Source organism: Paenibacillus sp. M-152 (genome assembly GCF_003856555.1).
In the GTDB taxonomy this organism is placed as follows: Bacteria; Bacillota; Bacilli; order Paenibacillales; family Paenibacillaceae; genus Paenibacillus; species Paenibacillus polymyxa_C.
This window is the reverse complement of sequence record NZ_CP034141.1, coordinates 4,455,204-4,481,043: the sequence shown is the minus strand read 5'-3', so window position 1 is coordinate 4,481,043 and position 25,840 is coordinate 4,455,204. Positions and strand designations below refer to the sequence as shown.

At 44.8% G+C, this 25,840-nt stretch carries 19 protein-coding genes; 17 read left to right on the top strand and 2 right to left on the bottom strand.

What is annotated here, in order from left to right; all coding sequences use genetic code 11:
• The first annotated feature begins 213 nt into the window (after nt 1-213).
• Nucleotides 214-2,262, top strand: a complete 2,049-nt coding sequence (locus EGM68_RS19465; RefSeq protein WP_129549852.1) for a methyl-accepting chemotaxis protein — start codon at nt 214-216, stop codon at nt 2,260-2,262.
• A gap of 137 nt (nt 2,263-2,399) precedes the next feature.
• Here the strand turns inward: EGM68_RS19465 and uraA are convergent, their stop codons facing one another.
• Complete coding sequence (gene uraA, locus EGM68_RS19460; protein ID WP_058830125.1) at nt 2,400-3,710, bottom strand: uracil permease; 1,311 nt, start codon at nt 3,708-3,710, stop codon at nt 2,400-2,402.
• A gap of 269 nt (nt 3,711-3,979) precedes the next feature.
• Here uraA and EGM68_RS19455 point away from each other — a divergent pair, with 269 nt between their 5' ends.
• From EGM68_RS19455 to crcB (EGM68_RS19395), 14 genes are all read left to right on the top strand, one after another.
• Nucleotides 3,980-6,157 (top strand): RelA/SpoT family protein, encoded by a 2,178-nt coding sequence (locus tag EGM68_RS19455; RefSeq protein WP_013372634.1) that lies wholly within the window; start codon nt 3,980-3,982, stop codon nt 6,155-6,157.
• 136 nt (nt 6,158-6,293) lie between these two features.
• A complete protein-coding gene (gene dtd, locus EGM68_RS19450; protein WP_013372633.1) occupies nt 6,294-6,740 on the top strand; it encodes a D-aminoacyl-tRNA deacylase in 447 nt (148 codons plus the stop codon).
• 130 nt (nt 6,741-6,870) lie between these two features.
• Nucleotides 6,871-7,032, top strand: a complete 162-nt coding sequence (locus EGM68_RS25810; RefSeq protein ID WP_013372632.1) for a hypothetical protein — start codon at nt 6,871-6,873, stop codon at nt 7,030-7,032.
• 229 nt (nt 7,033-7,261) lie between these two features.
• Complete coding sequence (locus EGM68_RS19445) at nt 7,262-7,768, top strand: type 1 glutamine amidotransferase domain-containing protein (protein ID WP_019688324.1); 507 nt, start codon at nt 7,262-7,264, stop codon at nt 7,766-7,768.
• A 61-nt stretch (nt 7,769-7,829) separates the two neighbouring features.
• Nucleotides 7,830-8,300 carry a hypothetical protein gene (locus tag EGM68_RS19440; RefSeq protein WP_017427782.1) on the top strand — a complete coding sequence of 157 codons (471 nt, stop codon included), beginning with the start codon at nt 7,830-7,832 and terminating at the stop codon, nt 8,298-8,300.
• A gap of 691 nt (nt 8,301-8,991) precedes the next feature.
• Nucleotides 8,992-10,236, top strand: coding sequence for a histidine--tRNA ligase (gene hisS, locus EGM68_RS19435; RefSeq protein ID WP_013372628.1), 1,245 nt, complete (start codon nt 8,992-8,994; stop codon nt 10,234-10,236).
• Between the two features lie 85 nt (nt 10,237-10,321).
• A complete protein-coding gene (gene aspS / locus EGM68_RS19430; protein WP_129549851.1) occupies nt 10,322-12,100 on the top strand; it encodes an aspartate--tRNA ligase in 1,779 nt (592 codons plus the stop codon).
• Nucleotides 12,101-12,252: 152 nt separating this feature from the next.
• Nucleotides 12,253-13,002 (top strand): tRNA threonylcarbamoyladenosine dehydratase, encoded by a 750-nt coding sequence (locus EGM68_RS19425; protein WP_013372626.1) that lies wholly within the window; start codon nt 12,253-12,255, stop codon nt 13,000-13,002.
• A gap of 173 nt (nt 13,003-13,175) precedes the next feature.
• Nucleotides 13,176-14,474 carry an NCS2 family permease gene (locus EGM68_RS19420; RefSeq protein WP_013372625.1) on the top strand — a complete coding sequence of 433 codons (1,299 nt, stop codon included), beginning with the start codon at nt 13,176-13,178 and terminating at the stop codon, nt 14,472-14,474.
• Nucleotides 14,475-14,572: 98 nt separating this feature from the next.
• A complete protein-coding gene (locus EGM68_RS19415) occupies nt 14,573-16,390 on the top strand; it encodes an ABC transporter ATP-binding protein (RefSeq protein WP_058710640.1) in 1,818 nt (605 codons plus the stop codon).
• A gap of 140 nt (nt 16,391-16,530) precedes the next feature.
• Nucleotides 16,531-18,672, top strand: a complete 2,142-nt coding sequence (locus EGM68_RS19410; RefSeq protein WP_129549850.1) for a HelD family protein — start codon at nt 16,531-16,533, stop codon at nt 18,670-18,672.
• A 279-nt stretch (nt 18,673-18,951) separates the two neighbouring features.
• Nucleotides 18,952-20,262, top strand: a complete 1,311-nt coding sequence (locus EGM68_RS19405) for a replication-associated recombination protein A (RefSeq protein ID WP_090738437.1) — start codon at nt 18,952-18,954, stop codon at nt 20,260-20,262.
• Nucleotides 20,263-20,349: 87 nt separating this feature from the next.
• Nucleotides 20,350-20,751, top strand: a complete 402-nt coding sequence (gene crcB, locus EGM68_RS19400) for a fluoride efflux transporter CrcB (RefSeq protein ID WP_129549849.1) — start codon at nt 20,350-20,352, stop codon at nt 20,749-20,751.
• Nucleotides 20,748-21,113 (top strand): fluoride efflux transporter CrcB, encoded by a 366-nt coding sequence (crcB, locus tag EGM68_RS19395; protein WP_129549848.1) that lies wholly within the window; start codon nt 20,748-20,750, stop codon nt 21,111-21,113. The genes crcB (EGM68_RS19400) and crcB (EGM68_RS19395) overlap by 4 nt, the downstream gene beginning before the upstream one ends.
• A 106-nt stretch (nt 21,114-21,219) precedes the next feature.
• On the opposite strand, the gene EGM68_RS19390 is transcribed toward crcB (EGM68_RS19395), so the two are convergent.
• Nucleotides 21,220-22,050: a PPK2 family polyphosphate kinase gene (locus EGM68_RS19390; RefSeq protein WP_129549847.1), complete on the bottom strand. Its 831-nt coding sequence runs from the start codon at nt 22,048-22,050 to the stop codon at nt 21,220-21,222.
• 705 nt (nt 22,051-22,755) lie between these two features.
• Here EGM68_RS19390 and EGM68_RS19380 point away from each other — a divergent pair.
• The gene (locus EGM68_RS19380) at nt 22,756-24,174 is read left to right on the top strand and encodes a helix-turn-helix domain-containing protein (RefSeq protein WP_129549846.1); all 1,419 of its coding nucleotides are present in this window, start codon (nt 22,756-22,758) and stop codon (nt 24,172-24,174) included.
• A gap of 495 nt (nt 24,175-24,669) precedes the next feature.
• Entirely contained in the window at nt 24,670-25,833 is a 1,164-nt protein-coding gene (locus EGM68_RS19375; protein WP_129549845.1) for a WXG100 family type VII secretion target, read from the top strand.
• The last annotated feature ends 7 nt before the right edge of the window (nt 25,834-25,840 follow it).

The following is a 25,840-nucleotide window of genomic DNA, read 5'->3' as shown; positions in this document are numbered from 1 at the left end:
TCCCGGGAAATATTTATGTATGGTTTGCCTAAATAGTCCGATGGAACATCTCTTTTCTCTAAAGAGTTGCTCCATCGGACTATTTTGATTAGCAGTGATTATATTGAATTTCCTTATTGTCACGAATTACCACGGATTTTATTGGAAAAGAGTTATAAAAAAATAAAATAAATGTCGATAAAGATTAAAAAAAGAAACAGAGGTGGATATATATTGGGTATATTTCAATTTAAGAGTTTACAAGCACGAACATTTTCTACCTTGGTTCCACTAGTACTTATAACGCTGATTTTAATCAGTTTTTTGTCCTATTTTTTTGCCAAGCAGAAGTTGGATGCGGAAATAAGCCAAAATGCTGCTCATTCCTTGTCGAGGGTTAAAGCAGATATTGCAGCTAACGTAGATCGTCATGCTTTACTTGTTTCGATGCTGACTAAGAGTGCGGAACAAGTGGGAACAGAAATGAACATTGAAGATTATGGACGACTCTTTGAACAAGAGCTGACATTAAATGATATGACTTACGGGTTAGGGATTTATTTTGCTAAAGATGCGTATGATCCAGGAGTGACATACCGTTCAATATATGTGCATAGAGATGGCGAGTTAGTCAAGCAATCGACTGAATATGACGATCCACAATATGACTATTTAACGCAGCCTTGGTATACAGAAGCCGTGGAACGTGGTAAAGATATAAATTTCACAGAGCCATTTTACGATAGCAAGCTGAAAATCAATATGATTACTGCGGGGAAAGCATTTTATAACAGAGAGGGAAAACTGTTAGGTGTCATTACAGGCGACCTAAACATGACGAATATCCAAGCGTATATTGAAAAAATGAAGTTTGGTACTCAAGGTAGTGCGATCTTGATGGATAAGAACGGAGCTATTCTGTCATCCGGTCTCCCGTCCTTAAAATCAGGCGAGTCGTTAACAAATACGATAAATGCGGAAGCAGCACAAGCTATTCAAAAAGGTACATCTGGACAAGTCTCCGTAGCTATTGATCAAGAGAATTATCGGGTAATGTATGAAACGCTACCACAAACCGGATGGAAAATCGGCGTATTACTGCCAGAATCAGATTTGAATCGCTCTGCGAATGAAATGCTTAAACTGTTACTAATTGTTAGTGTTATAGGCATTTTGCTAATTATGGGAGCGTTATTGATTAATAATTCAGGTATGATCAAAGAGATTAAAAAAATTAGGCAGATGACCAACCGTATGGCTCTTGGGGATTATACCGTTGAACTACCCCATCATCGTAAAGATGAGTTTGGCCAAATGGCTGATGGGATCAATAAGGTGATTGTTGCAACCAGAGGAATGGCATTGCGCTTGAGCGAAGAGTCAGATGTGATCTCAGGCGTATCTTCAAAAATATCCCAAGAGATTTCTGGAGCTACTAAAGATGCGCAGCATAATGCAGGAGAACTGGCACAGGTGAAGGAAGGAGCCGAGCTTCAGTTGACCGCAGCAGCGGAAAGTGCGACTGCGATGGAAGAAATGGCTGTTGGCATACAGCGTATTGCTGAATCTATACAGCATGTATCCGAGGCTACCAGTGAGATTGAACATAAAGCACAACAAGGGAATGAACGGTTGAACGTGGTCAGCCAAGGAATGCATAAAGCGAAAATGTCTATGGATGAGGCAGGCAGAGTAGTAAGCTCGTTAAATGAGCGGTCCGCCCAAATTGGCAGTATTATTGGAATGATTCAGGAAATTAGTGGGCAGACCAAGTTGTTGTCGTTGAATGCTTCCATTGAAGCCGCACGTGCTGGGGAGCATGGCCGAGGGTTCGCTGTGGTGGCTTCTGAAATCGGCAAGCTGGCTGTTAACGTAAGCGAGTCTGCTGAGCAAATTACGAGTCGAATCCGAACCATGCAGGAAGAAACCAAATTAGCTTTGGAAGGAATGCAACAGGGGACTCTGGAAATGGATGAAGGAGTATCTATTTTACGTGAGGTGGAAGAACGTTTTATAGCGATGAATCAGGATATTCAGCAGGTGGCAATAGAGGTGCAGGAAGTTTCATCTGCCTCTGAAGAAATGTCGGCAGGCTCAGAAGAAGTTGCAGCTTCTATTGGTTATCTTGCAGACATTGCAAAAGCTTCAGCTGTACATGCAGGGCAAGCCTCGGAACGCTCTGAACGGCAGCTAGAGGATCTGGAGGGTCTGGACAGCTCCGCCAAGTCGCTTACAGGTGTCTCTGATACGCTTAATCAGGTCGTATCCCGTTTTCGTGTGTGATATCTTCTTTTAAAATAAAAGCCGTGCATAAAAAGACGCCGTTCCATGTAAGAGGATACTTACACGCTTGTCTAGAAGTCTGAGCGTGTTGATCCATAACTAACATGGAGCGGCGTTTTAAAATTGAAAAACAGATATCAATCTGGTGTTTTTTCAGTTAAAGGTTCCTGCGTTTTATCGTTCGACCAGCCGAGCACATCAACCAGCTTGAAGAACAAACTCAGGATAATACCGATGATTGTCGCCAATGCCATACCTTTCAAGGTGACAGCACCCCAAGTGAGCGTAGTACCACTGATTCCCACAACAAGCACGATAGTAGCGAGCAGCATGTTGGTTGGCTTGGCGAAATCAACTTTTTGCTCAACGAAGATTCTAAGACCAGAGGCAGCGATCACACCGAATAATAGTAAGGATACGCCACCCATAACTGGAGATGGAATATTAGAAACAATCGCTGAGAACGTACCCGAGAAAGACAACAGGATGGCAATAACAGCCGCTCCGCCAATAACCCATACAGAGTACACTTTAGTTAATGCCATAACACCGATATTTTCACCATAAGTCGTATTAGGTGTAGAACCTACAAAACCGGAAATGACAGTAGAAATCCCGTTACCCAGCAGAGAGCGATGGAGACCAGGATCTTTGGACAGCTCACGTCCGACGATGTTGCTAGTCACGAGCAAGTGACCAATGTGCTCTACAATGACGACCAGAGCAACTGGAAGAATCGTTAGCATAGCCGAGGCATTAAAGGTTGGAGTGGTAATTGCGGGATGGGCAAACAAAGGAGCGTCCGCAATAGCCTGTGTATTGACCATGCCCATGAAATAAGCAAGCACATAGCCCACCACGATACCGATTAGAATATGAATGATTTTGGCAAACCCGCGAAACAACACCGCACCCAGAACAGTAACACCGAGCGTAACGAGGGAAAGGGTGATCGTTTTGGGATCTGGCATCCAGGCTTTAGTAGGATCGGCATTAATAATGCCTGCCATGCCTGCAGCAACCGGAACTAGTTCCAGACCAATTAAGGCTACGATTGATCCCATGACAGCCGGTGGAAAAACGATATCCAGCCAACGTGTCCCGGCATACTTGATTACCAGTGCGACGAGACAGAAAATAATACCTGTAGCGATGAAAGCACCCAGGGCCATTGCATAGCCACTGCTGCCAGGATTACTTTTAAGCACAAGACTGACGGGAGCGATAAAAGCGAAGCTGGAGCCGAGATAGGCAGGAATTTTGCCACGGCAGATCCATATGTACAACAATGTTCCGATACCGTTCATGAGCAAAATCATGCCGGGATCGACGCCGAAAATATTGGGCACCAGCACGGTGCTGCCAAACATGGCAAACAAATGCTGTACGCTGAGCAGGATCCCAGGTCCTGCTGGAAGCTTTTCATTAACTTGAATTTCGCGTTGCAACGCAGTTCACTCCTTAGTTCTTTCAATTATTCTTATATACATTAATTACTTTTCGTAATTTTTTCAATATAATTCGTTTCATTTCGACAACAATTCTGATTTTACTTATCCATGTGTGACAAAATAATGCGACAGTGCCAAACCTGTAATAGTTGACGTGTGGCGTGCTAAGCGTCATAATTGTAGGAAATCACTTTTAAAAGGGAACCTTTGCGCGACATTGATCGGCGGGTTCCATTTTGCATAGAAAGGACACGGAATAGAGCAGAATGGGGATAGAGCAATTACTTAAAAAGGCCGGGGCCTATACCAGAGAAGCAGATCTTATCCGCATCAGGGACGCCTATGATTTTGCCGAGCAGGCCCATTCCGGCCAGACTCGTAAGTCCGGTGAACCTTATATTCTGCATCCGCTTGCGGTTGCTGATATCGTCGTTAATATGCAGATGGATACCATCTCCATTATCGCCGCTCTTTTACATGACGTTGTGGAGGATACGACGGTGTCTTTGGCGCAGATTCGCGAGCATTTTGGCGATACATGTGCGATGCTTGTTGATGGTCTGACGAAGCTGGAGCGTATCCAGTTCCGTTCCAAGGAAGAACAGCAGAACGAAAATTATCGAAAAATGTTTATTGCCATGGCGCAGGACATTCGTGTCATCGTCATTAAGCTGGCAGATCGTCTGCACAACATGCGTACTCTGAAATATCAATCGGAAGAAAGCCAGCGTCGAATCGCTTATGAAACGTTGGAAATTTTCTGTCCGGTTGCAAACCGATTGGGTATTTCAGCGATTAAATGGGAAATGGAAGACATTGCTTTGCGCTATCTGAATCCTCAGCAGTATTACCGCATCGCTAATTTGATGCATAAGAAGCGGGCAGAGCGCGAGCAATTTATTGATAATGTCATACAGCGTATCAGAGAGAAGCTTGAAGAGATGGGTATTCAGGCTGATTTGTCTGGACGTCCTAAACATATTTACAGTGTGTTTAAAAAGATGACGACGAAAAACAAGCAATTCAATGAAATATACGATTTGCTGGCGATTCGAATTATTGTGGATAACATTAAAGATTGTTATGCCACACTGGGGATTATCCATACGTTGTGGAAACCGATGCCAGGGCGGTTTAAGGATTATATCGCCATGCCTAAGGCTAATATGTATCAGTCCCTCCATACGACCGTAGTAGGTCCTAATGGAGAGCCTACAGAAGTACAAATTCGCACAGTGGATATGCATCGCACTGCTGAATTCGGGATTGCCGCCCACTGGGCCTATAAAGAAAACAACGGGGCAAATAACACAAACTTTGAGGACAAAATCACCTTTTTCCGAGAAATTCTGGAGTTGCAAAACGAGGCGAAGGATGCTTCGGAATTTGTGGAATCACTCAAAATGGACTTTTTCTCAGACCTTGTGTTTGTCTTTACACCTAAGGGAGAAGTCATTGAGTTGCCGGCTGGATCGGTTCCGCTGGACTTTGCTTTCCGTATCCATACCGAAGTTGGAAATCGAACGATTGGCTCTAAGGTTAATGGAAGAATTGTTCCTTTGGATTATCGTCTAAAAACTGGCGATATCGTGGAAATTATGACGTCCAAGCACTCTTATGGACCTAGTCAGGACTGGCTTAAAATTGCTCAGTCCTCTCACGCGCGCAGTAAAATCAAGCAATGGTTCAAGAAAGAAAAGCGTGAGGAAAATGTAGAAAAAGGCCGCGAAAGCCTGGAACGTGAGCTAAGAAAGCGTGATATTGAGCCATCCGTGTGGATGAGCGAGGACAAACTTCAGGATGTGGCACAAAAGTTCTCTTTTAATGATTCTGAAGATATGCTGTCTGCGATTGGCTTTGGCGGTATAACCGCAGCGCAGGTTTGTACACGTCTGACAGAGAAGCTGCGCAAGGAACAAGAAGAGGCACGGCTAATTGAACTGACGACCGAGGTCAAGGAGTACAAACCGCAGGGCGAACGGAAAAAAACACCGACCAACGGTGTCAGCGTCAGAGGCGTCGACAATTTGCTCGTTCGCTTTGCACGATGTTGTAATCCCGTACCGGGTGATGACATCATCGGCTACGTAACACGCGGGCGCGGCGTATCTGTGCACCGTACCGATTGCCCGAATATTCCTTCGGGTGTGGGCGAAGATCAGGCGCGCGTGATTGAAGTTGAGTGGGAAGAAGCAGCCGAGGTCAATTATAGCGTCGATATTGAGATTACAGGACATGACCGCAATGGTTTGCTGAACGAGGTGCTCCAGGCCATTTCTGAGAACAAAACTAGCTTCTCGGCCGTGACAGGACGTACAGATAAAAATAAAATGGCAATGATTCACATTACAATTCTTATTCGTAACACGGATCATTTGCATTCTGTTGTCGAACGGATCAAACGGGTGAAGGATGTATACACCGTGCATCGGATTATGCAATAAATTTGTTAGGTGTACACACAGGTTTGTATAACCTTTGTAATACATCTTGGGCACAAGGCTCATAGATGGCTGTAAAAGCCGTGATACGGCTGTGAGCAACTTTTAAGGGGAAAAGTAAAGGAGTAGCGGATAGGCGATGAAGATCATTATTCAGCGCTGTAAAGACGCTCAGGTAACGGTGAATCAAAAGGTGGTCGGCAAAATCGGAACTGGATTAATGCTGCTGGTTGGTATTGGTCAGGGAGATACGGCAGCCGATGCCGTTTATTTGGCGGATAAAACAGCGGGATTGCGTATATTTGAAGATGCTGAAGGCAAAATGAACGACAGTGTTCTGGATGTCGGCGGGGCCATTCTGTCTGTCTCCCAATTTACGCTGTATGGTGACTGCCGTAAAGGAAGAAGGCCCAACTTTATGGGAGCGGCCAAACCTGAGGAAGCGGAGAAACTGTATGATTTCTTCAACAGTCAGCTTCGAGCCAAGGGCCTGGAGGTCGAGACCGGAATTTTTGGAGCTATGATGGATGTTTCCTTGACCAACTGGGGTCCAGTGACGTTGATTTTGGATAGCGAGCGTTCTTAGGTATCCATTCTTGGTATGATCTGAGAACTTGAGCAGAAGAGAATAAAATAGCCGTTTATAGGGACCCTAATGTCATCCCGGTTGGTGTAGCCATCTGGAAAGCCTTAAGGGTGACAGGAGAGACGAAGCTATGCGTCAGACCCCAAAAATGGACGGATATCGAAGCGCGGTGTTGCTTTATCCTGGGAGTATGCGAGAGGCAATCAGCCTTACCCGTAATGCAGATGCGTTATTACAGCATGTTGCTACAGCTATGGACAAGCCAGGACGCGGTGCCCTGCCACGAAGGTAACAACGGGAATTCATTGGTAAAGCATTAACGACGTGTTGCCTAAAGCGGCTATTAAGAGATCTAAAATAATTATGTAGCAGTAAATCAGGAGGAGCCAATGGCTCCTTTTTCTTTTTCACTGCTTGGAATTGTTATAAACACAGATCAAGCGGGTAATAACAAAGCGTAAACAAACAAACCTAACTTTAAGCTCGCTTTAAGGATAACCGGAAAGGAGATCTGAACGATAATGAGTAAAATTGCATTTTTGTTGGCTGACCAATTTGAGGATTCCGAAATGAAGGTCCCTTATGATGAACTGAAAAAGGCTGGACATGAGGCAGATATTATTGGATTAAAACAAGGTGAAAAAGTGAACGGTAAGCAAGGCAAAGCAAGCTACACTATTGAAAAAGCCATTGCAGATGTGAAATCAAGTGACTATGATGCAGTGGTTATTCCTGGTGGATCATCACCGGAAAATCTGCGTTTGGATGCCAATGTTCTGAAGTTTGTAACTGAAATAAATGAGTCCAAAAAAACGATCGGAGCTATCTGTCACGGGCCGCAAATTTTGGCGAGTGCCGATTTGTTACAAGGCCGGACGATTACAGCTTACCCTCCATTGAAAGATGACTTGATTAATGCGGGTGCTCATTTTGAGGATCAAGAGGTGGTGGTGGACGGTAACTTTATTACGTCTCGGACTCCTAAGGATGAGCCCGCTTTTGTGCGTGAGTTGTTAAAGGCATTGTAATTTAACCGTGAATGCTTCCTAGATTTATGCCAGTACAATTCCCAAACGAGGAGGATTTGATATGGCTAAACAGATTCAGGCTTATTTTCGCACAGAAGATGAAGCTGAGGGCGCCAGAGCTTCGCTTCAGGCTTATAGAACTGAACATTTGGAAGTAGGTGCTCTGGATGAGACGCTCGGTCGGGAGACGAGGGTTTTAATTCCGTTGGTCCCTTATAACAATACTGGCTCTGTGAGCACAGGAGGTTCTGCGGGTGCGGCGATTCCAGCCGCAGGGGCTTATGGCGAGAATATTCTACCCGATGCAAAGAATGACGAGGTTAACTCTGGTGCAGCCCAAAGGGATCTGAATGAGGATCGGAGCGGAACAACGAATCATGACGGAGGTTTGCTCCGTGCGACAGATGTGTATATTAACGGTGATCATGATGAATTACGGTATGTATTGTCCGCCAAGGTGAATGATGCCGATTATGATGAGATCATTTATAAGCTTCGTTCCAATCGTGCATATGTGGCGCAGCTGGATTAAAAAGGGAGCGAATGTCACAAAAATGTCGATACACGAGGAAATTAGTCACACTAGAGTGGCTGTAATACAATTGTAATATTCGAAACATCATTCCTTAATATTCGTTGTTTATAATAACAGCATGACCCCCTTTTGATATATCTTTTTAAACCTGCGGACCGTTTCCGCAGGTTATTTTCTTTTTATAAGACTTATTTGTCTGATTCTAGGGGGAATGTCTTGACTTTGTCGAAGCAGTTCATTAAAATCATAAAATAATGAAAAATGATTTGATGACGGGACCAAGTACTCCGAACCCACAAGCGCAGAGAGGAATTTCCAGGCTGTAAAAATTCCCTTGATGAGCGGACGAATGACCTCCCCGAGAACAGGCGGCGAACAATGAGGAATCTCTGCTGAGTAATGCATGGCATATGCCAAACAGCGGACCATCCTGCATAATAGCCGTACTGCGCGTTACGGGCGTTATACGTATGAGCGGAGTCAGTATAATGCTGACGGACACTGAGTCATTTGTATGCTAGTGGTCTGGGTAAACTCCGGAATGTGGGTGGTACCACGGGTGATTTGTAAACGACAATCCCTCGTCCCTGTTAATAATAACAGGGACGAGGGATTTTTTGTTTTATATTGAAAGTGGAGTAAGTAGAGAGCGCACAAATAAGAAATACAATGACGGGGGGATACGTAAATGGCCTTTCAAAAACCGACGGGAACACAGGATTTGCTGCCAGGCAGTGTAGAAAAATGGCAAGTGGTCGAGGAAAAAGCCCGCGAAATTAGCCGCCGCTTTAATTATCGTGAGATCCGTACACCGATGTTTGAACAAACGAATTTGTTCGTTCGGGGTGTGGGTGAAACGACCGATGTGGTGGAAAAGGAAATGTACACTTTTGAGGATAAAGGAAAGCGCAGCATGACTTTGCGTCCAGAAGGAACAGCAGGGGTTGTCCGCTCTTATGTGGAGAACAAACTGTATGGTGAACCGGATGTGACCAAACTGTATTACATTGGCCCAATGTTCCGGTATGAGCGTCCACAGGCTGGGCGTCAGCGCCAGTTTCATCAATTTGGCATTGAAGCATTCGGGGCGATGGACCCGGCGCTGGATGCAGAAGTTATTGCTTTCGGGTATCAATTCTGCCGAGAGCTGGGCTTAAAAGGAGTACAGGTAGAAATTAACTCGGTTGGTAATGCTGCCAGCCGTGCAGCTTATCGACAGCATTTGGTGGACTTCCTGATGCCGATTAAGGATACGTTGACCAAGGAGAGCCAAGCGCGTATCGAGCGTAATCCATTGCGAGTGCTGGATAGTAAAGACGATCAAGACAAATTTGGCGGGGCACCTTCGATTTTGGATAGTTTGGATGAGGAATCCAGCACTCACTTTGAGAAAGTGAAGCAAAATTTGGATGCGATGGGCGTGGAATATACAGTGAACCCGCGTTTGGTACGGGGGCTGGATTATTATACGCTGACAGCATTCGAGTTCAAAGCCGAAGGAATTGGTGCTATTGACACGATTGGCGGAGGAGGCCGATACAACGGATTGGTTGGAGATCTGGGCGGACCGGATCAGCCGGGCATTGGTTTTGGTATTGGGCTTGAGCGAATTCAGCTGATTTTGGAGCATCAGGGTGTCAAATTGAACGAAGCCAAGCCATTGGATATCTATATGGTGGCGTTGGGTGAGGCGGCAGAAACGGAAGTGACCAAACAACTGTTCAAGTTGCGTCAAGCTGGATTTTCCGCAGAGCGAGATTATCTGGGGCGTAAAATGAAGGCGCAGATGAAATCAGCAGATCGTTTTAAAGCAAGATATACAGCGATTTTGGGTGACGATGAGCTGGTTAAAGGTGAAATTGCACTGAAAAACATGGAAACCGGCGAGCAGCGTACCGTTAAGTTGGATCAGTTGGTGGAAGAATTAGGATAAATAACATGAGTAACATCAGTCAGGGGGAGTTTCCCTCTGGCTGTCCATATAGCATTAACTACTAAACCTAACAGGAGTGTGTATTATGAAAAGGAGTCATCAATGCGGCGCATTGACTCATGCGCATATCGGAGAAACAGTTACATTGAACGGTTGGGTACAGACCCGTCGTGACTTAGGGGGCGTACTTTTTATAGACCTGCGTGACCGTAGCGGAATTGTACAAATCGTGTTGAATCCGGCCTATTCCGGTGACGCACTGCAAATTGCGGACCGTGTTCGCAGTGAATATGTGCTAGAGGTTACTGGTACCGTTGTTAAACGTGATGCAGAAACGATCAATTCGAACTTGCCTACAGGTGAAATTGAAGTGCGTGTCACAGAAATCGAAGTATTGAATGCATCCAAAACACCTCCGTTCTTCATTGAAGATGGCGTAGAAGTTGACGAGTCGCTGCGTTTGAAATACCGTTATCTGGACCTGCGTCGTCCGGAAATGCATCAGACTTTGAAACTGCGTTCCAAAGCAGCAAAAGTATTCCGCGACTTCCTGGACGGTGAAGATTTCATTGAAGTGGAAACACCGATTTTGACGAAAAGCTCCCCAGAGGGCGCACGTGACTATCTGGTGCCTAGCCGAGTGCATGAAGGCGAATTTTTTGCCTTGCCGCAATCGCCACAATTGTACAAGCAATTGCTGATGGTGGGCGGCCTGGAGCGCTACTACCAAGTTGCACGTTGTTTCCGTGATGAAGATTTGCGTGCTGACCGCCAGCCTGAATTTACGCAGATCGACATTGAGACTTCCTTCATGCAACAGGATGACTTGCTGCCTATGATGGAGCGTCTGATGGTGAAATTGTTCAAAGAAACAGTTGGGGTAGAACTGGAAACACCGTTCCAACGAATTACACATGCAGAGGCAATGGACAAGTATGGTTCTGACAAGCCTGACCTGCGTTTTGGTCTTGAGCTGGTAAATGTTAATGATATCGTGGCAACCAGTGGAGTGAAAGTATTTGCTTCCGTCATTGAAAAGGGTGGCGAAGTTAAAGTCCTTAATGCCAAAGGATGTGGCACGTGGAGCCGTAAGGACATTGATGACCTGGGTCCTTTCGCAGCGCGTTATGGAGCCAAGGGCTTGGCTTGGATCCAAGTGAAAGAAGGCGAATTCAAGGGGCCTATCGTTAAATTCTTCACACCAGAAGAAATCGAAGCCTTGAAAGAACGTACGGGAGCCGAAGAAGGCGATCTGTTGCTGTTCTCTGCGGATAATAAAAAAGTAGTTGCTGATGTTTTGGGCGCGCTTCGTCTGAAAATTGGCCGTCATTTGGGGCTCATCGACGATAACAAATTCAAATTTGCCTGGGTCGTAGACTTCCCGCTTCTGGGCTATGACGAAGAACAAAAACGTTATGTAGCGGAGCACCATCCGTTCACTCGTCCGAAGGAAGAAGACCTGGCCCTCTTGGACACAGATCCAGGTCAAGTTCGTGCTCAGGCTTACGACATCGTGCTGAACGGCTACGAAGTGGGTGGTGGCTCAATGCGTATTTTCAAACGTGAAGTTCAGGAGAAAATGTTCAAAGCACTCAACCTGCCGCCTGAAGAAGTGAAGGATAAATTCGGTTACTTGCTGGATGCATTTGAATATGGTACGCCTCCACATGGTGGTATTGCCTTCGGTTTTGACCGTCTTGTCATGCTGCTTGCAGGTCGTACAAATCTGCGTGAAACCATTGCATTCCCGAAAACAGCCAGCGCGACAGACCTGCTTATGGATGCACCAGCCGAAGTGGATCAAGCTCAATTGGATCAGCTTCATATTCGTCTTGCTCCGAAGCCTGTTGCGCCTAAAGCTTAAGACAAACGTTGTATTTTGCAAATTGCCATCTGTTGGCATGTAAATAGATTATAGAATGCCGTGAACCCGTTAACCTTTTATGGATAATGGGTTCGTGGTTTGTATGCTGGAGTTCCAGCATAGAGTTTAAACCAGTGAGGGAGGATTACCATATGCTGCATCAATTTTCACGCACGGAACTGGCCATCGGGACGGAAGGTCTGGAGGTTATGAAAAATAGCACGGTAGCTGTATTGGGTATCGGCGGTGTCGGTTCGATTGCAGTGGAAGCGCTGGCCCGAACGGGTGTTGGACGCATTATTTTGATTGATAAGGATGTCGTAGATATTACCAATATTAATCGCCAAATTCATGCGCTGACGACAACAGTAGGTCAAAAAAAGGCTGATCTGATGGTAGAGCGTGTGAAGCTGATTAATCCTGAATGTGAAGCAATTGCACTGAACATGTTCTATACAGAAGAAACATATGAGGAGCTATTTAAGTACGATCTAGATTATGTGCTGGATGCTTCAGATACGATTATTTACAAAGTTCATTTGATTAAAGAATGCTTGAAGCGTGGAATTCCGATGATCTCCAGTATGGGCGCTGCGAATAAAATGGATCCAAGTCGTTTTCAAGTAGCTGATATTTCCAAGACAAGAATGGACCCGATTGCCCGTGTCATCCGCACCAAGCTGCGCAAGGAAGGCATTACCAAAGGCGTCAAGGTTGTATTCTCTGATGAGGAGCCAATGAAGCCGCGCGAAGAAATTACCAAAAAAATTGTACCTGCCAACGCACCTGAAATCCGGAAGGCGAAACAGCCGCCTGCAAGCAATGCTTTTGTACCTCCGGTAGCAGGCTTGATCATGGTAAGTGTGGCTGTGAAGGATTTGTTAGAGCGCGCTGGTGTGTAAGCTGAAAAAGTAGCATGACAGTACATTTATAGATTACAGTAGTATGTATTCACTTTTAAGACCTGTAGTTCTGTGCACCACTTCTTGGTGTCACAGTAGGCTACAGCTCTTTTTGTTTTGAAAAAACGCAGCTTACTGCAAACAGATTGAACAACTTGCTGGAGGGTTTTGGTATGAAGGATGGGCTATGGTCCAGAAGTCTCGGTTTCAAGCCCGAGCATCATTGGAAAAAGGAATTAGCCGCGGGTGCCATTTCTTATTTTTCCGTTGTATACATTATTATGGTTAATGCAACTATCTTGGCAGATGCGGGCATTCCTCTTCAAGGGGCAATGCTCGGGACGCTGCTGACATCGATGATCGGCTGTCTACTGATGGCTTTTGGCGGAAAGTCTCCCATGGTCGTTGTACCAGGGATGGGGATTAACGCCTTTTTCACTTACACGCTCGTACATTCCATGAAGCTGAGCTGGCAGGAAGCGTTGATGGTAGTTGCCGTCACAGGGGTGATATTCGCCATTGTGGCATTTACATCATTGTACAAGCTGATAAGCCAGGCGATTCCCCACAATTTGCAACATGGAATTACGGTGGGCATTGGTTTGTTTTTAACCTTTATCGGCTTGCAAAAAAGCGGGATCGTGATTGCACATCAAACGACTTTTGTGGCTATTGGTCATTTTAATGATCCTAAGGTGATTACAGCCTGTGTAACATTACTGCTTGCTATTGTATTATTTGTGCGTAACGTTCAGGGAGGTTTGCTGATCAGCATTTTAGCAGGAACTGGGCTTGCATACGTACTGGGGGCTGTAGAGCCGGCAAGCACGGTGCGAACCTCTGAAACAGTACGACAGTACGGGCAATTGTTTGGAGAACTTTCTTTTTCAGGCATCGTCTCGGTAGCCTTCTGGATCGCTGTTTTTTTGCTGTTACTGATTGTGCTGTTCGAGAATGTTGGAATGATTACTGCACAGACCAACATGATTGGAAGACCGGATTCTTTTAAGAATAGCTTGCGTGTGTTGGCTGTGACCAATATTTTTGCTGGTATTCTGGGCAGCAGTCCCGCAGTAGCCGCTGCGGAATCGACGGCTGGTATCGCCGCAGGGGGACGTTCGGGAATGACACCGCTGGTAACAGCAATTTTATTCGGAGCGACATTTTTCTTTATTCCACTGTTGGCTTATATTCCTGACAGTGCCATTGCGCCTGTATTAATCATTATCGGGGGCCTAATGGTGCAAAATGTGCGAGAGATGGATTTCAGTGATTTTACCGAATCGTTTCCTGCGTTTCTGATCATGGTGATGATGCCCTTTACTTACAGTATTGTAGATGGGATGGCATTTGGTTTTATTGCATACCCCGTAGCCAAGCTGGCAGCAGGACGGGGCAAGGAAGTGCCTGTCGCATTATATATCATTTCTGTACTGTTTGTGGCTAACTTTGTGCTTCATTCTCTGGTGTAGTAAACTCGAAGATAGGTTGTACTGTTCATACCCGCGCAGAGCGCGGGTGTTGTTGTTTGAACAAGAAATGGTCAGACAGGAAGCGAGGTTGATGGTTTATGGAAAAAGAACATCATGGGCGACAAGATGAGCAGGAGGATCGGACGAAGGAAAAGCCGGGGAAAAGGCCGGATAAGGCTGGTATGGGTCGGTTTATCAAACTGATTGCGAGTGCACATCCGCCCAAGGCCATTCTGATCCTTGCCCTGATTCTGACCCTGATTCAGACGATTGCTGGTTTAATCGTACCGATGATGACCAAAGGGTTAATTGATGGCTTAACCTTTTCTTCACTGAACCGTATGGTCATTATTGGTCTGCTTGGCGCTTTTGTGCTTCAAGCGGTAGCTTCGGCGGTTTCGATCTATATGTTGAACTATGCCGGGCATAAGATTGTGGCTAATTTGCGCAAACGTTTATGGCATAAAATCTTATCTCTACCTATCCCTTACTTTGATCGAAATCGGTCAGGAGATACGATGAGTCGAGTTACCAATGATACAAGCCTGATTATGAACTTAATTACCGAGTATCTAGTTAATCTGATCTCTAATGTAATTGCAATTATTGGTGGTATTGCGTTGTTATTTTATCTGGATTGGGTGATGACGCTCATTATTATGACCATTGTTCCGCTAACAGCCCTGATTTTATTTCCGGTAGGCAGAAAAATGTATCGTATCTCCAAAAAACAGCAGGATGAGATGGCAGATCTGACCTCAGTACTGAGTCAGGTTATCGGCGAAATCAGGCTGGTCAAGGCCTACGGAACGGAAAGCAGAGAGGCACAGGCCGGGGAGGATCGCATTTACCGTATGTTCCGCTTCGGGTTGCAGGAGTCACGTATATTGGCCCTTGTAGGTCCTATTTCTACCTTTTTGCTAACTGCGGTGCTGGTTATTATATTGGGTGTTGGTGGTGTTCGCGTCGCATCGGGTGTGCTGACTGCGGGGGATTTGGTGGCTTTTATTTTGCTACTATTTCAGGTGATTACACCGATGGCCCAATTCACGACCTTGTATTCACGTCTGCAAAAGGTGGTTGGGGCCACTGAACGGATTCAGACTATTTTAGATCACGAAGAGGAACCACTTGAATTGAAGCAGGAAGCGGCAAAAGAGAGCAGAGATATTGTATTTCGTGATGTTGCTTTTTCCTATACCGAAGGTGAGGAGGTTCTTCATCATGCAAACCTGGTCATACCGGCTAACCGGACGACAGCATTCGTGGGGCCGAGCGGAAGTGGGAAGTCCACCTTGTTTTCATTGTTGGAACGCTTTTATGTGCCAGATACAGGGGAAATTCGTTACGGAGACGAATCGATATCTTCATATACACTTTCCTCCTGGCGCTCCAAAATTGGTTATGTATCACAGGAAAGCTCAATGATGACCGGAACGATTAGAGATAATATTACGTATGGCTTAGGACGCGAAGCTGATTTGGAAGAAGTGAGACGAGCTGCCATGATGGCGTATGCGGATACATTTATTATGGATCTACCTCAAGGCTATGATACGGAGGTAGGGGAGCGGGGAATGAAGCTCTCCGGCGGGCAGCGTCAAAGGATCGCCATTGCACGTGCGCTTCTTCGCAGCCCTGACATCCTCATGCTGGATGAGGCTACTTCTAGCCTGGACAGCTCATCCGAGCATGAGGTGCAGAAGGCCTTAGCGAACTTGATGGAAGGACGCACAACGATTGTCATTGCACACCGATTGTCTACAGTGGTCCACTCCGATCAAATTATTGTGTTGGACAAGGGCAATGTAACTGGTGCAGGGACCCATACCGAGTTATTAGAGACGCATCAGGTGTACCGCGAGCTGGCTCAAAAGCAGTTTGTGGAGATGGGAGAAAAGCTCCATACTTTGTGAAAGGGCAGGGAAATGGGCGTATTAGGAAATAAGGTTGGATTTTTGTGGTCAAATGTGTTACGCTTACTTTCCTTTTTTTGTGTCGGAGCAAGTGATAAGATGCAGAAATCGAGACTTGATATTCTTAGGAGGTAACTGAAATGGAGAATGAGTTTCAAAGTGCCTATCAAGAAGAACAGCACAGGCTGTCGCTTGCTATGGAGGAAATTGATCGGAGGCTGGAACGGCTTCGCAATACACCGGTTTACACCGGGCATGACTTTACGGAGCAAGTACTGGAATCGGCACGGGAGGAAAAACGCCAGGCTTTGGCCAAAAGCTCGCAAGAGCCTTACTTTGGGCGTATGGATTTTGACGAGCGCGGTAGAGGGCAGCGGAAGCCGCTTTATATCGGTAAAATCGGGGTGGAGCGTGAAGAAACGTCAGCGTATCCGCTGGTGATTGATTGGCGTGCACCGATTGCTAGCTTGTTTTATTCGTTTACAGGTGGTGAAGAAACGGCGTCCTATGAAGCTCCTGAGGGAACTGTCGAAGGCTTGGTGTATCTGAAACGTAACGTTGTCATTCGTAAAAGGATCCTGGAACGGGTAGCGGATACGTACAATCGTGAAAGTGACGAGCCTGCCGTTTCTGATGAATTTCTCGTTTATCGTTTGGGAGAGAACAAGGATAACCGTTTACGGGATATCGTATCTACCATTCAAGCGGAGCAAGATCAGATCATCCGCGCGGCTAAAAATACAGCCCTCGTTATTCAGGGGGTAGCGGGTAGTGGCAAGACGACCGTAGCGCTGCATCGACTCGCATTTTTGCTGTATCAATACAAGGATCAGGTATCGGCAGACAAAATGGTTATTTTCGCACCCAACCATATGTTTCTCGATTATATTTCAGATGTACTTCCAGAGCTGGGGGTCGGAAATATTCAGCAAAGTACATTTGCAGATTGGGCGCTAGGTTTACTGGGGCTGGATTTATCTTTGGCAGATCCTACTGAAACGTTATCTTATTGGTTTGAAAGTGGCGGCTTAAGAACGGAATCTATGGATGAGGCGCCGGGTAGATTTAAGGGGTCGGTTCATTTTATGAAGCTGCTTCAGGATTTTGTGGAACGACTGGAGCCTATCTCGGTGCCTGAGGGCGACTTTTCACCTTGGGATGGTGCGGTGCTGTCCCGAACTGAGATTTTGAATTGGTTCAATGAGGAATATAAGCCCTATCCGCTCGCGAAGCGGAAGGAGCGTGTGCTGGCAAGAGTCCATCGCTGGATTGAGATGGAACTGAAAAAGTCACCTTCGGCGGCTGCGCTCAAGGAACGGAAGAAAAAAGCCGGATCTCGGGAAAAGGCGTATGCTAAAAAATGGCCCCAATACGACGCACTGACGCTCTACAAGCAGCTTTTTCAGGCAGCTAAAGGGTTACCCGCAGAGACCGCTGCGGAAATGAAGGCTTCTTTGCCGGCTCCCATCTTTAAGGCCACACAGTCAGACCTGCGAAGTCAGATAATTCGTGAAGAGGATCTAACTGCGTTAGTATATCTTCACGTGCTGATTCATGAGGTAGAATCATCTCAACGTTTTGACCATGTGGTCATTGATGAAGCGCAGGATTTTTCACCATTTCATATCGCTTTGCTGGATTTGTTCGTAAAAGGGCATTCCTTTACGATACTGGGCGATTTATCGCAGGGGATTCATGAATATCGTGGTGTACATGCATGGGAGGAAATGAGTTCTCTTTTTGCGCCTGAACAAACGGAGTATTTTGCACTTACACGGAGTTATAGATCAACTTTGGAAATTATAGAATTTGCAAATACAATTTTGGAGCAGGGAGTACGTGGCGGCATTACAGCGGTTCCGGTATTTCGTAGCGGCGATCCGGTGCGTACCGTGTCTTACGACTCCTCTGTACGTGAGGAGAGTTTGCTCACCGCTTTAAAAGAGCTTTCCTCTAAGGAGTATCGTACTGTTTCTGTGCTGACACGTACCTTAAAAGAAGCTGTAGAGCTGCATGAGGTTTTCACAAGTGCGGGATTGGATGTCCATTTGATTGACGGTGGTAAAAAGCAATATGAAGGCGGCTTGTCTGTGCTGCCTGTATATCTGTCCAAAGGTCTGGAATTTGATGCAGTTATTGTGGCCGATGCCGACCAGGATCATTATGGAGAACGGACATGGGATGCCAAGCTGTTGTATGTAGGATGTACGCGTGCGCTGCATGAGCTGTGGTTATTGCATGACGGTCCACTTCCAAGTTACGTACAGGCGCAAACGGAGTAATTAGAACGCTGTATGTCATGCCAACCAAAGAACAGCCACGAAATTCATTTTTCGTCCTAGGCTGTTCTTTCTTTTTAGTTGAATCACGTGTAGGGCTACAGTTATACCGTGACCAGGCTATCTGCAACTTATTAACCGATATGGTAGAATAAGAGGCGGTTTATCATCGTTTTAATGCAGTAGATAAATTGAATTTTCATGTCTTTTAGCTGTATGGGCGAACTTGTTTTCAATGAAAAAAGAAAGTGTTCGTTCATAAATGAAAAGGAAGTGAATGAAATGGACTTATTTTCATATTCCCAGGAATCAACGCCAAACAATCGGTTGCTTGCAGACCGCCTGCGTCCGACTTCGCTGGATGAATATATTGGACAGGAGCATGTTGTGGGTCCGGGCAAGCTGTTGCGAAGAGCTATAGAGGCTGATCAGGTTTCTTCTATATTGCTCTACGGGCCACCGGGCTGCGGCAAAACGACACTGGCACATATTATTTCTCAACACACACAAGGCGATTTCGTCCGTCTAAATGCAGTAGAAGCCTCTGTGAAGGATGTAAGAGAAGTCATTGACCGTGCACAGACGAATAAATCAATGTATGGCAAAAAGACCATTCTGTTTCTTGACGAGGTACATCGTTTTAACAGTTCACGCCAGGATGCATTGCTGCCTGCGGTGGAAAAGGGGACGATCGTGTTTATTGGCGCCACGACGGAAAACCCTTTTCATTACGTCAACGGCGCTTTAATGAGCCGTTCTACACTGTTCCAGCTTGAAGCGCTAACCCAGGAGCATTCGCTGGCCGCTATGCGCCGCGCCTTGAGCGATGCGGACAAGGGGCTCGGCTATATGCAGCTTCAGGTAGACGAAGCTGCACTGGATCACATTGCGTCCATGGCGAATGGCGATATCCGCCGTGCTTTGAACGCGCTGGAACTGGCGGCGCTCACGACACCTCCACTAGCAGATGGCACAATTCATGTGACGCTGGAAGTGGCAGAGGAATCCATCCGCCGCCCGATTGTCAAGGCAGACGAGTCTACACAGTATGACGTGCTGTCTGCCTTTCACAAAAGCATTCGCGGTTCCAGCGACGCGGCGCTATTCTGGTTCCTGTATGCCGTAGAGAAGCTCGGTATGGACCCGATGACCTTTATTCGCCGCCTTATCGCAGCAAGCAGCGAGGACATTGGCCTGGCGAACCCGCAGGCGATGGTCCAAGCAGTGAGTGCGCTTGAAGCCTACCGCAATAACGGCTGGCCTGAGGCCAAACTGAACATTGCACAGGCCATTTTATTCGCTGTGGAAAGTCCCAAGTCGAATGCCGTATATACGGCGATTTCACGGGCCATGTCGGCCATGGACGATATGAAATCGGCCGAGGTGCCGCTGCATCTGCGCGATGCACACTACAAGGGCTCGGAAAAACTCGGCCATGTTGGCTATCAATATCCGCATAATTTTCCGAATCACTATGTAAGGCAGCAATATTTGCCCGATTCGATAGCAGATCAGACCTTTTACCAGGCCACTGAGCAGGGAAATGAGTCTAAAATCAGGCAAAATCAGCGTTGGCGGGATTCACAATCTTAATATATGGGTGACTTTAATATACGGAGTGTGTACGATTTGTTGTCATGTTACACCATGATCCGGTAAGAGCGAAGAAGGGGATAAAAAATGAAAGAGGTACTATTCGTCGCCGCGGGTGGAGCGATCGGAACCTCTGCTCGTTACAGCCTGCAATTACTGTTGCCTGCGGCTGGGGCCGATTTTCCGCTTGGCGTGTTGCTAATGAATTGGCTCGGCTGTCTGTTCCTAGGCTGGTTCTTTACGGTAACCTTGCGATCGTGGCGGATCAAACCACATTTGCGACTTGCCATCGGAACAGGCTTTACAGGGGGATTTACCACCTTTTCCACCTTTGCAGTGGATGCTGTACGCCTCACGGTTCATGATCGCATGCTGACGGCTGTGTTGTATCTACTGCTGAGCGTAGGCGTAGGCTTACTTTTAACGTGGGCAGGTATCCGTCTAGGCACAAAAATGACGCAGACTGCCCCCAAGGGGGAACGCTTATGATCTGGTGGGCGGCGGCAGGCGGAATGGTGGGTACAATAGCAAGATACGGGCTTGGCATGTGGGCCGGAAAAAGGTTGGGTACTGTATTCCCGTGGGGGACCTGGATCATTAATATCAGCGGTTCATTACTGTTAGGGTGGCTGTATGGCGAGTTTACGCAACACAATCTGTCGCCTGCACTCTGGATGCTGCTGGGAACAGGTTTTTGTGGCGGCTACACCACCTTTTCCACATTCGGCTATGAATCTATTCAACTGATGGAACATAAAAAATACCGACGTATGGCTGTATATGTATTGTCTTCTGTAATAGTAGGAGTTATAGCTGCAGCTATCGGGTACAGGGTCAGTTATATCTTATAAATTTTCAAAATGACATGTGAGCACACAATAAAAGCTTCCAAACCCTCAATCAAGGCGTTATCAGCCGTAAATAGGAGGGTGGAAGCTCAGTGCTGTGCCTATTTAACTATTTTTTATCTCGTTCTTTGTATAATTCAGGTAAAAGTGCTTTGAGTTCAGGTCGTGGATCAGGGTCAGACAGCTTCATTTCCTCTAGCGTTTGGACAGCAATCCGCAGTACAGTATAATCTCTATACCAACGATTGTCTGAAGGAACAATATACCAAGGAGCTTGCTTGGTTGCGCTTAGCTCTAGTACATCCTCATAGTATTGGGTATATTGCTTCCAAAATTTTCGTTCCTGCAAATCACTCGGATCAAGCTTCCAGTTTTTGCGAGGCTTCTCAATCCGGTCAATCAGCTTTTCCAACTGGAATTGCTTCGAAATATGTAAAAAGATTTTAACCACCTTTACACCACTATCCAGCAACAACTGTTCAAAATGCTTGATATGTTTTATATTCCGTTTGGCCTGTTTATCGGATACCTGCCCGTGGACACGTGTAATCAGCACATCCTCGTAGTAAGAACGGTTGAACGCTGCAATATATCCTCGTCCTGGAGTTACGCTATGGGCGCGCCACAAGAAATCATGGCTTAATTCCTCCGTCGTAGGTGATTTAAAGCTGTGTACAGTCACCCCCGCAGGGTTAAGATTAGAAAACACCTGCTTGATGACGCCATCTTTTCCGCTGCAATCCATACCCTGAAATACAAACAAAACGGCTTGTTTTTTCTCTGTAAATAATTTGCTTTGTAATTCCGCGAAGCGTTCCTTCAATTGATCTGTTTCCTGTCGGATTTCTTCTTTGTTTTTGATATTCTTCGTATCCTTGGGGTCCCATTCTTTCAAAGAAACTTTTCTACCCGGTGTCAGCATTCCTAATGAATCAGACATAAAGGCACGCTCCTTTTCAATTGAAGTAATGATCTAGTCTACATCATATACCCAAATGGGGACGTTATCAAAAATTCCTTAGTGTCAAAATCTACTCTTTTGGGAATTCCATATCACTCTGACCTGACAATAGAAAAGCTCTGCTACTTCCTTGATAGCCTGCCTAAAGCATCTATTATTATAGGAAAAATGTTATTCCATTTAACAACCGATGAGCGCATGAATGAATCTCTTCAACGTAAGTTGCCCACAATGAGCAAGTTGTCATTACTCACAGTCATGCGGAAAGAGGGTATCAACAGAAACGGTTACACTTCCACTCCTAGACGCAGCTTGAAATTTAACTCAATATAATCCCGAATATCGTAAAGCTTGCTTATATGCCATACATCCAATTTAAGTTCAATTCATAGATTAATTACAAGGGAATTCGTAAATGACTATTTAATGGGGTAACTTTGTATTGGATGAGTTGTATTATGATTTACCTAATAAACTATACATCAATATGAGGACGATACTTTTAATTATAAAATCCTCGAAAACTATCCCAAAAGGTATCTAAAGTACATATATGAAAGGTATATGATTTTATACCAAAAGATGGTACAATCAAGAAGGATATTTTACTACTTGTTTCACAACTACATAATAATTTTAACTATGCATCGTATTGTTAGTCTACGTTGAAAGGGTGGTTTATCGATGAAAATTACACCCACGATTAGAGCAGAATTGGAACAATTTCTACAACAAGAAGACTTAACATTATCGCAATTTGGACAAATCGCAGGGATGAATAGGGGAATAATAAGTAGCATTGTAACAGGTAATAAATCTATGTCTATTAATCAGCTTGATCGAATTACTGAGGCTATGGGTTTACCAGAAGGGTATTTTTACGATCTGTTTATAGATAACTATATTATTGACCATCCTCCTAATATGAGACGAATTGAACCGTTTTTATATCGCTGTGCGGAGTTGGAAAAGTTGGATGCGATCCGTCGAGTGGTGGGAGCTATCATGGACAATCTACTCTACTCACCCAAACTATTTGACATTGCAGAAGAATTGTTAGCGCAGGGAAGACATGCGGCTGCATTGATACTATATGAGGGAGTGGCTGAAGCGGAGAGATATCAACACTCTGAACGCCTAGCCATCTGTCAATATCGTATATTCAAAATTCAGGTTAGTGACGATCAAAGCCAAAATGTCGGGGTGGCAGCCGTATTTGAAGCTTTTGTCGAACGCCTAGATGAAATAGACCAACTTGACGCATTAAAGGATTTGGCAAACGTATACAGGTCTTTGCGTAAATGGGATAAGGTTGACGAGATAGCGAGGAAAATGAGAACTAAAGCCGAGATCCAATATACAATGAAACATCAACAGAACAGCCGAGAACAGACCGAATCTAGCGACAAGCTAAGTCGTCCCTTGTTTGTGTACATTGCTTATGCAGATTTGCTCTGTGCTAATGCATGTGAAGAGCAGGATAATTATGAGCAGGCATTACACTATACATATGCCTACTCCAATTTAGATTGGGTTAGAGAGACCGATGAGGATACCCAGCACTGGATTGGTTTGTTTAAACATTGGTCACAAGCTAATATACTTGCCTATAGGCTTTTATCTGGTGATGTGAGTGTGCTTCATGAATATCTAAACTATATTGATGAATCATCAGATACGATTCAAGAAGATAGGGTTACTCAACTACTTAACATATTGATAGCGGCTAACCGTTATGAGCTTGATTTAAACGATATACTTAAACGATTTGTAACAGAGATTGCGTCTTTATCTCAGCGACCATCATCAGATGATATGTATACACAGCAAGTGATACCGGAATACTCTGCACTGTGTGGATATGAGTTGGCTTATTACTATTTAAATCATGGGATGTTCAGTGATGGCTTTAATCATTTGTTTTGTGCAATGGTAAAAGCGCATATACTAAATAATGAGACATATTTTATAAATTGTATGGGGTTGTTTGTGCGTTTCAAAGCCCATGCGGTTGCTGAAACTAAAACAGAGTTTTACAATCTCATTGAAAAGGTGTGGTTAAACAATGTTGAAAAAAGTGGTAATGCTGATCGTTGCGAGTAGTTTTTTGTTTACCTTAGCTGTGCCTATTTATCTGAACAGCCATAATGAGGGATTTCAAATCTTCGCAACACATGGAGGAGCTTAAACGCAAATCAGGTTAAAAGTACGTTCAAAGAATGCATTCCCAAAACAGTTATTGGAGAGAACCAGCAAGTTCAACCAATAAAAATAGGGGGTGCATTTTATATTTGAGTAATCCATATACAAATGGAAATAATCAGCATACTGACAGGGAGTCAAATAATTTAATCCCTATGCTAAAAAACAAACCGATATTGCTCAGGAACTTGGCATCACGAAGCAGCAGTTACATAACTACAAAAAACTTCTCACTCTTAATCCTGAATTGCAGGATATGGTTGTCGTTACAACTATAAGGTCTTTAGACATAGGTGGAAAGGTTAATCCTTCACATAACAATTAGGAATTAAGATGGTTTTCCATAAATTTAAATAGTGTTACTATGTCATAACGAACTTAAACTAGAGGTATATTATGACAACCATTAAAGTGACACCAGAACAGCTTATGTCTGTATCCAAGCAATTTGAGCTTGCACAGCAAACGGTAACTCAAATGAATAGTAATTTAGTACAACAAATTTCATCTATGGGACAATTGTGGGATGGAGTGACTAAAGAGCACTTTTACTATTCCTTCCAGACCTCTCAGAAGAATATGAATGACTTTGTTACCCTGACGGATTCTATTGCTAGAGAGTTACGTCACCATGCAGATAAATTCAAATTAGCAGATCTGATGGAAACAGGTAACATTGATGCAAGTTGTTTACCACCTCCACCGAATTCATGTGCTGTTCCTGCTCCAGATACGCGGAATGCGTTTCAGAAATCAATAGATAGCTTAACAGGGTTGGGTCAGGATTTTGTAGACGCTAATTCAGTACGCTATGAGAAAAAGTTTGATTCAGTCTGGAGCTTTCTAGATTACATGACTTATGGCATTCCGAAGGGAATGTATCAAGGGTATATGGAACGGGCAGCTAAACAAAACGATTCATGGAATGACATGCTCAATTTTGGTACATTTGGAGTAACGGGTATGATTCAGGGAGCGTTCAATCCCAACAATGCCTGGTCAAAGGAACACTGGGCTAATATAATCGGTACAGCAGGATTGTTTGGAGGAGTTAGTTCTGTAATCAAACCCAAACTTGGATTGAAATCATCCATTAAGTATGAGATTCCAAAGAACAATACAAATTCAAAATTGGGTAATTCAATAGAAACTGAACCTAAAACAGAAGTACAAACAGGTGGAAGAAACGATCTTTCAATTGATGAATATTATCGTAGAGAAGCTAAAGCAGATGAAATGTATGATCAAATCAGAGCTTCTGATAGTGATGTAAGAGCAATAGCCGAAAATTCTGGAATGAAAGAAAGTAGAGTTCAAAGAATCAAAGAACACGTTTTTATAAACGAACACATAAAGTCAAGTGGTTATGGCAGATTTCATTCTGATTACGAAATAGCTCAAGCATGGGACAGATTACAAAAAGGATTACAAACAGAAAAAGATATGGATTTGCTTAACCATGAATTGTTTGAATCCAGATTTGAGGGTATATTTAAAACAGACTATGAGACTGCTCATAAAGCTGCGGTAAGGTCAGGGCGTCCATGGGAAATAGAATAGAGGAGAT

What these genes read in the sequence shown, in the direction of transcription:
- EGM68_RS19455 (WP_013372634.1), top strand. Translation starts at nt 3,980, where the DNA reads ATGGGGATAGAGCAATTACTTAAAAAGGCCGGGGCCTATACCAGAGAA.
- dtd (WP_013372633.1), top strand. Translation starts at nt 6,294, where the DNA reads ATGAAGATCATTATTCAGCGCTGTAAAGACGCTCAGGTAACGGTGAAT.
- EGM68_RS25810 (WP_013372632.1), top strand. Translation starts at nt 6,871, where the DNA reads ATGCGTCAGACCCCAAAAATGGACGGATATCGAAGCGCGGTGTTGCTT.
- EGM68_RS19445 (WP_019688324.1), top strand. Translation starts at nt 7,262, where the DNA reads ATGAGTAAAATTGCATTTTTGTTGGCTGACCAATTTGAGGATTCCGAA.
- EGM68_RS19440 (WP_017427782.1), top strand. Translation starts at nt 7,830, where the DNA reads ATGGCTAAACAGATTCAGGCTTATTTTCGCACAGAAGATGAAGCTGAG.
- hisS (WP_013372628.1), top strand. Translation starts at nt 8,992, where the DNA reads ATGGCCTTTCAAAAACCGACGGGAACACAGGATTTGCTGCCAGGCAGT.
- aspS (WP_129549851.1), top strand. Translation starts at nt 10,322, where the DNA reads ATGAAAAGGAGTCATCAATGCGGCGCATTGACTCATGCGCATATCGGA.
- EGM68_RS19425 (WP_013372626.1), top strand. Translation starts at nt 12,253, where the DNA reads ATGCTGCATCAATTTTCACGCACGGAACTGGCCATCGGGACGGAAGGT.
- EGM68_RS19420 (WP_013372625.1), top strand. Translation starts at nt 13,176, where the DNA reads ATGAAGGATGGGCTATGGTCCAGAAGTCTCGGTTTCAAGCCCGAGCAT.
- EGM68_RS19415 (WP_058710640.1), top strand. Translation starts at nt 14,573, where the DNA reads ATGGAAAAAGAACATCATGGGCGACAAGATGAGCAGGAGGATCGGACG.
- EGM68_RS19410 (WP_129549850.1), top strand. Translation starts at nt 16,531, where the DNA reads ATGGAGAATGAGTTTCAAAGTGCCTATCAAGAAGAACAGCACAGGCTG.
- EGM68_RS19405 (WP_090738437.1), top strand. Translation starts at nt 18,952, where the DNA reads ATGGACTTATTTTCATATTCCCAGGAATCAACGCCAAACAATCGGTTG.
- crcB (WP_129549849.1), top strand. Translation starts at nt 20,350, where the DNA reads ATGAAAGAGGTACTATTCGTCGCCGCGGGTGGAGCGATCGGAACCTCT.
- crcB (WP_129549848.1), top strand. Translation starts at nt 20,748, where the DNA reads ATGATCTGGTGGGCGGCGGCAGGCGGAATGGTGGGTACAATAGCAAGA.
- EGM68_RS19390 (WP_129549847.1), bottom strand. Translation starts at nt 22,050, where the DNA reads ATGTCTGATTCATTAGGAATGCTGACACCGGGTAGAAAAGTTTCTTTG.
- EGM68_RS19380 (WP_129549846.1), top strand. Translation starts at nt 22,756, where the DNA reads ATGAAAATTACACCCACGATTAGAGCAGAATTGGAACAATTTCTACAA.
- EGM68_RS19375 (WP_129549845.1), top strand. Translation starts at nt 24,670, where the DNA reads ATGACAACCATTAAAGTGACACCAGAACAGCTTATGTCTGTATCCAAG.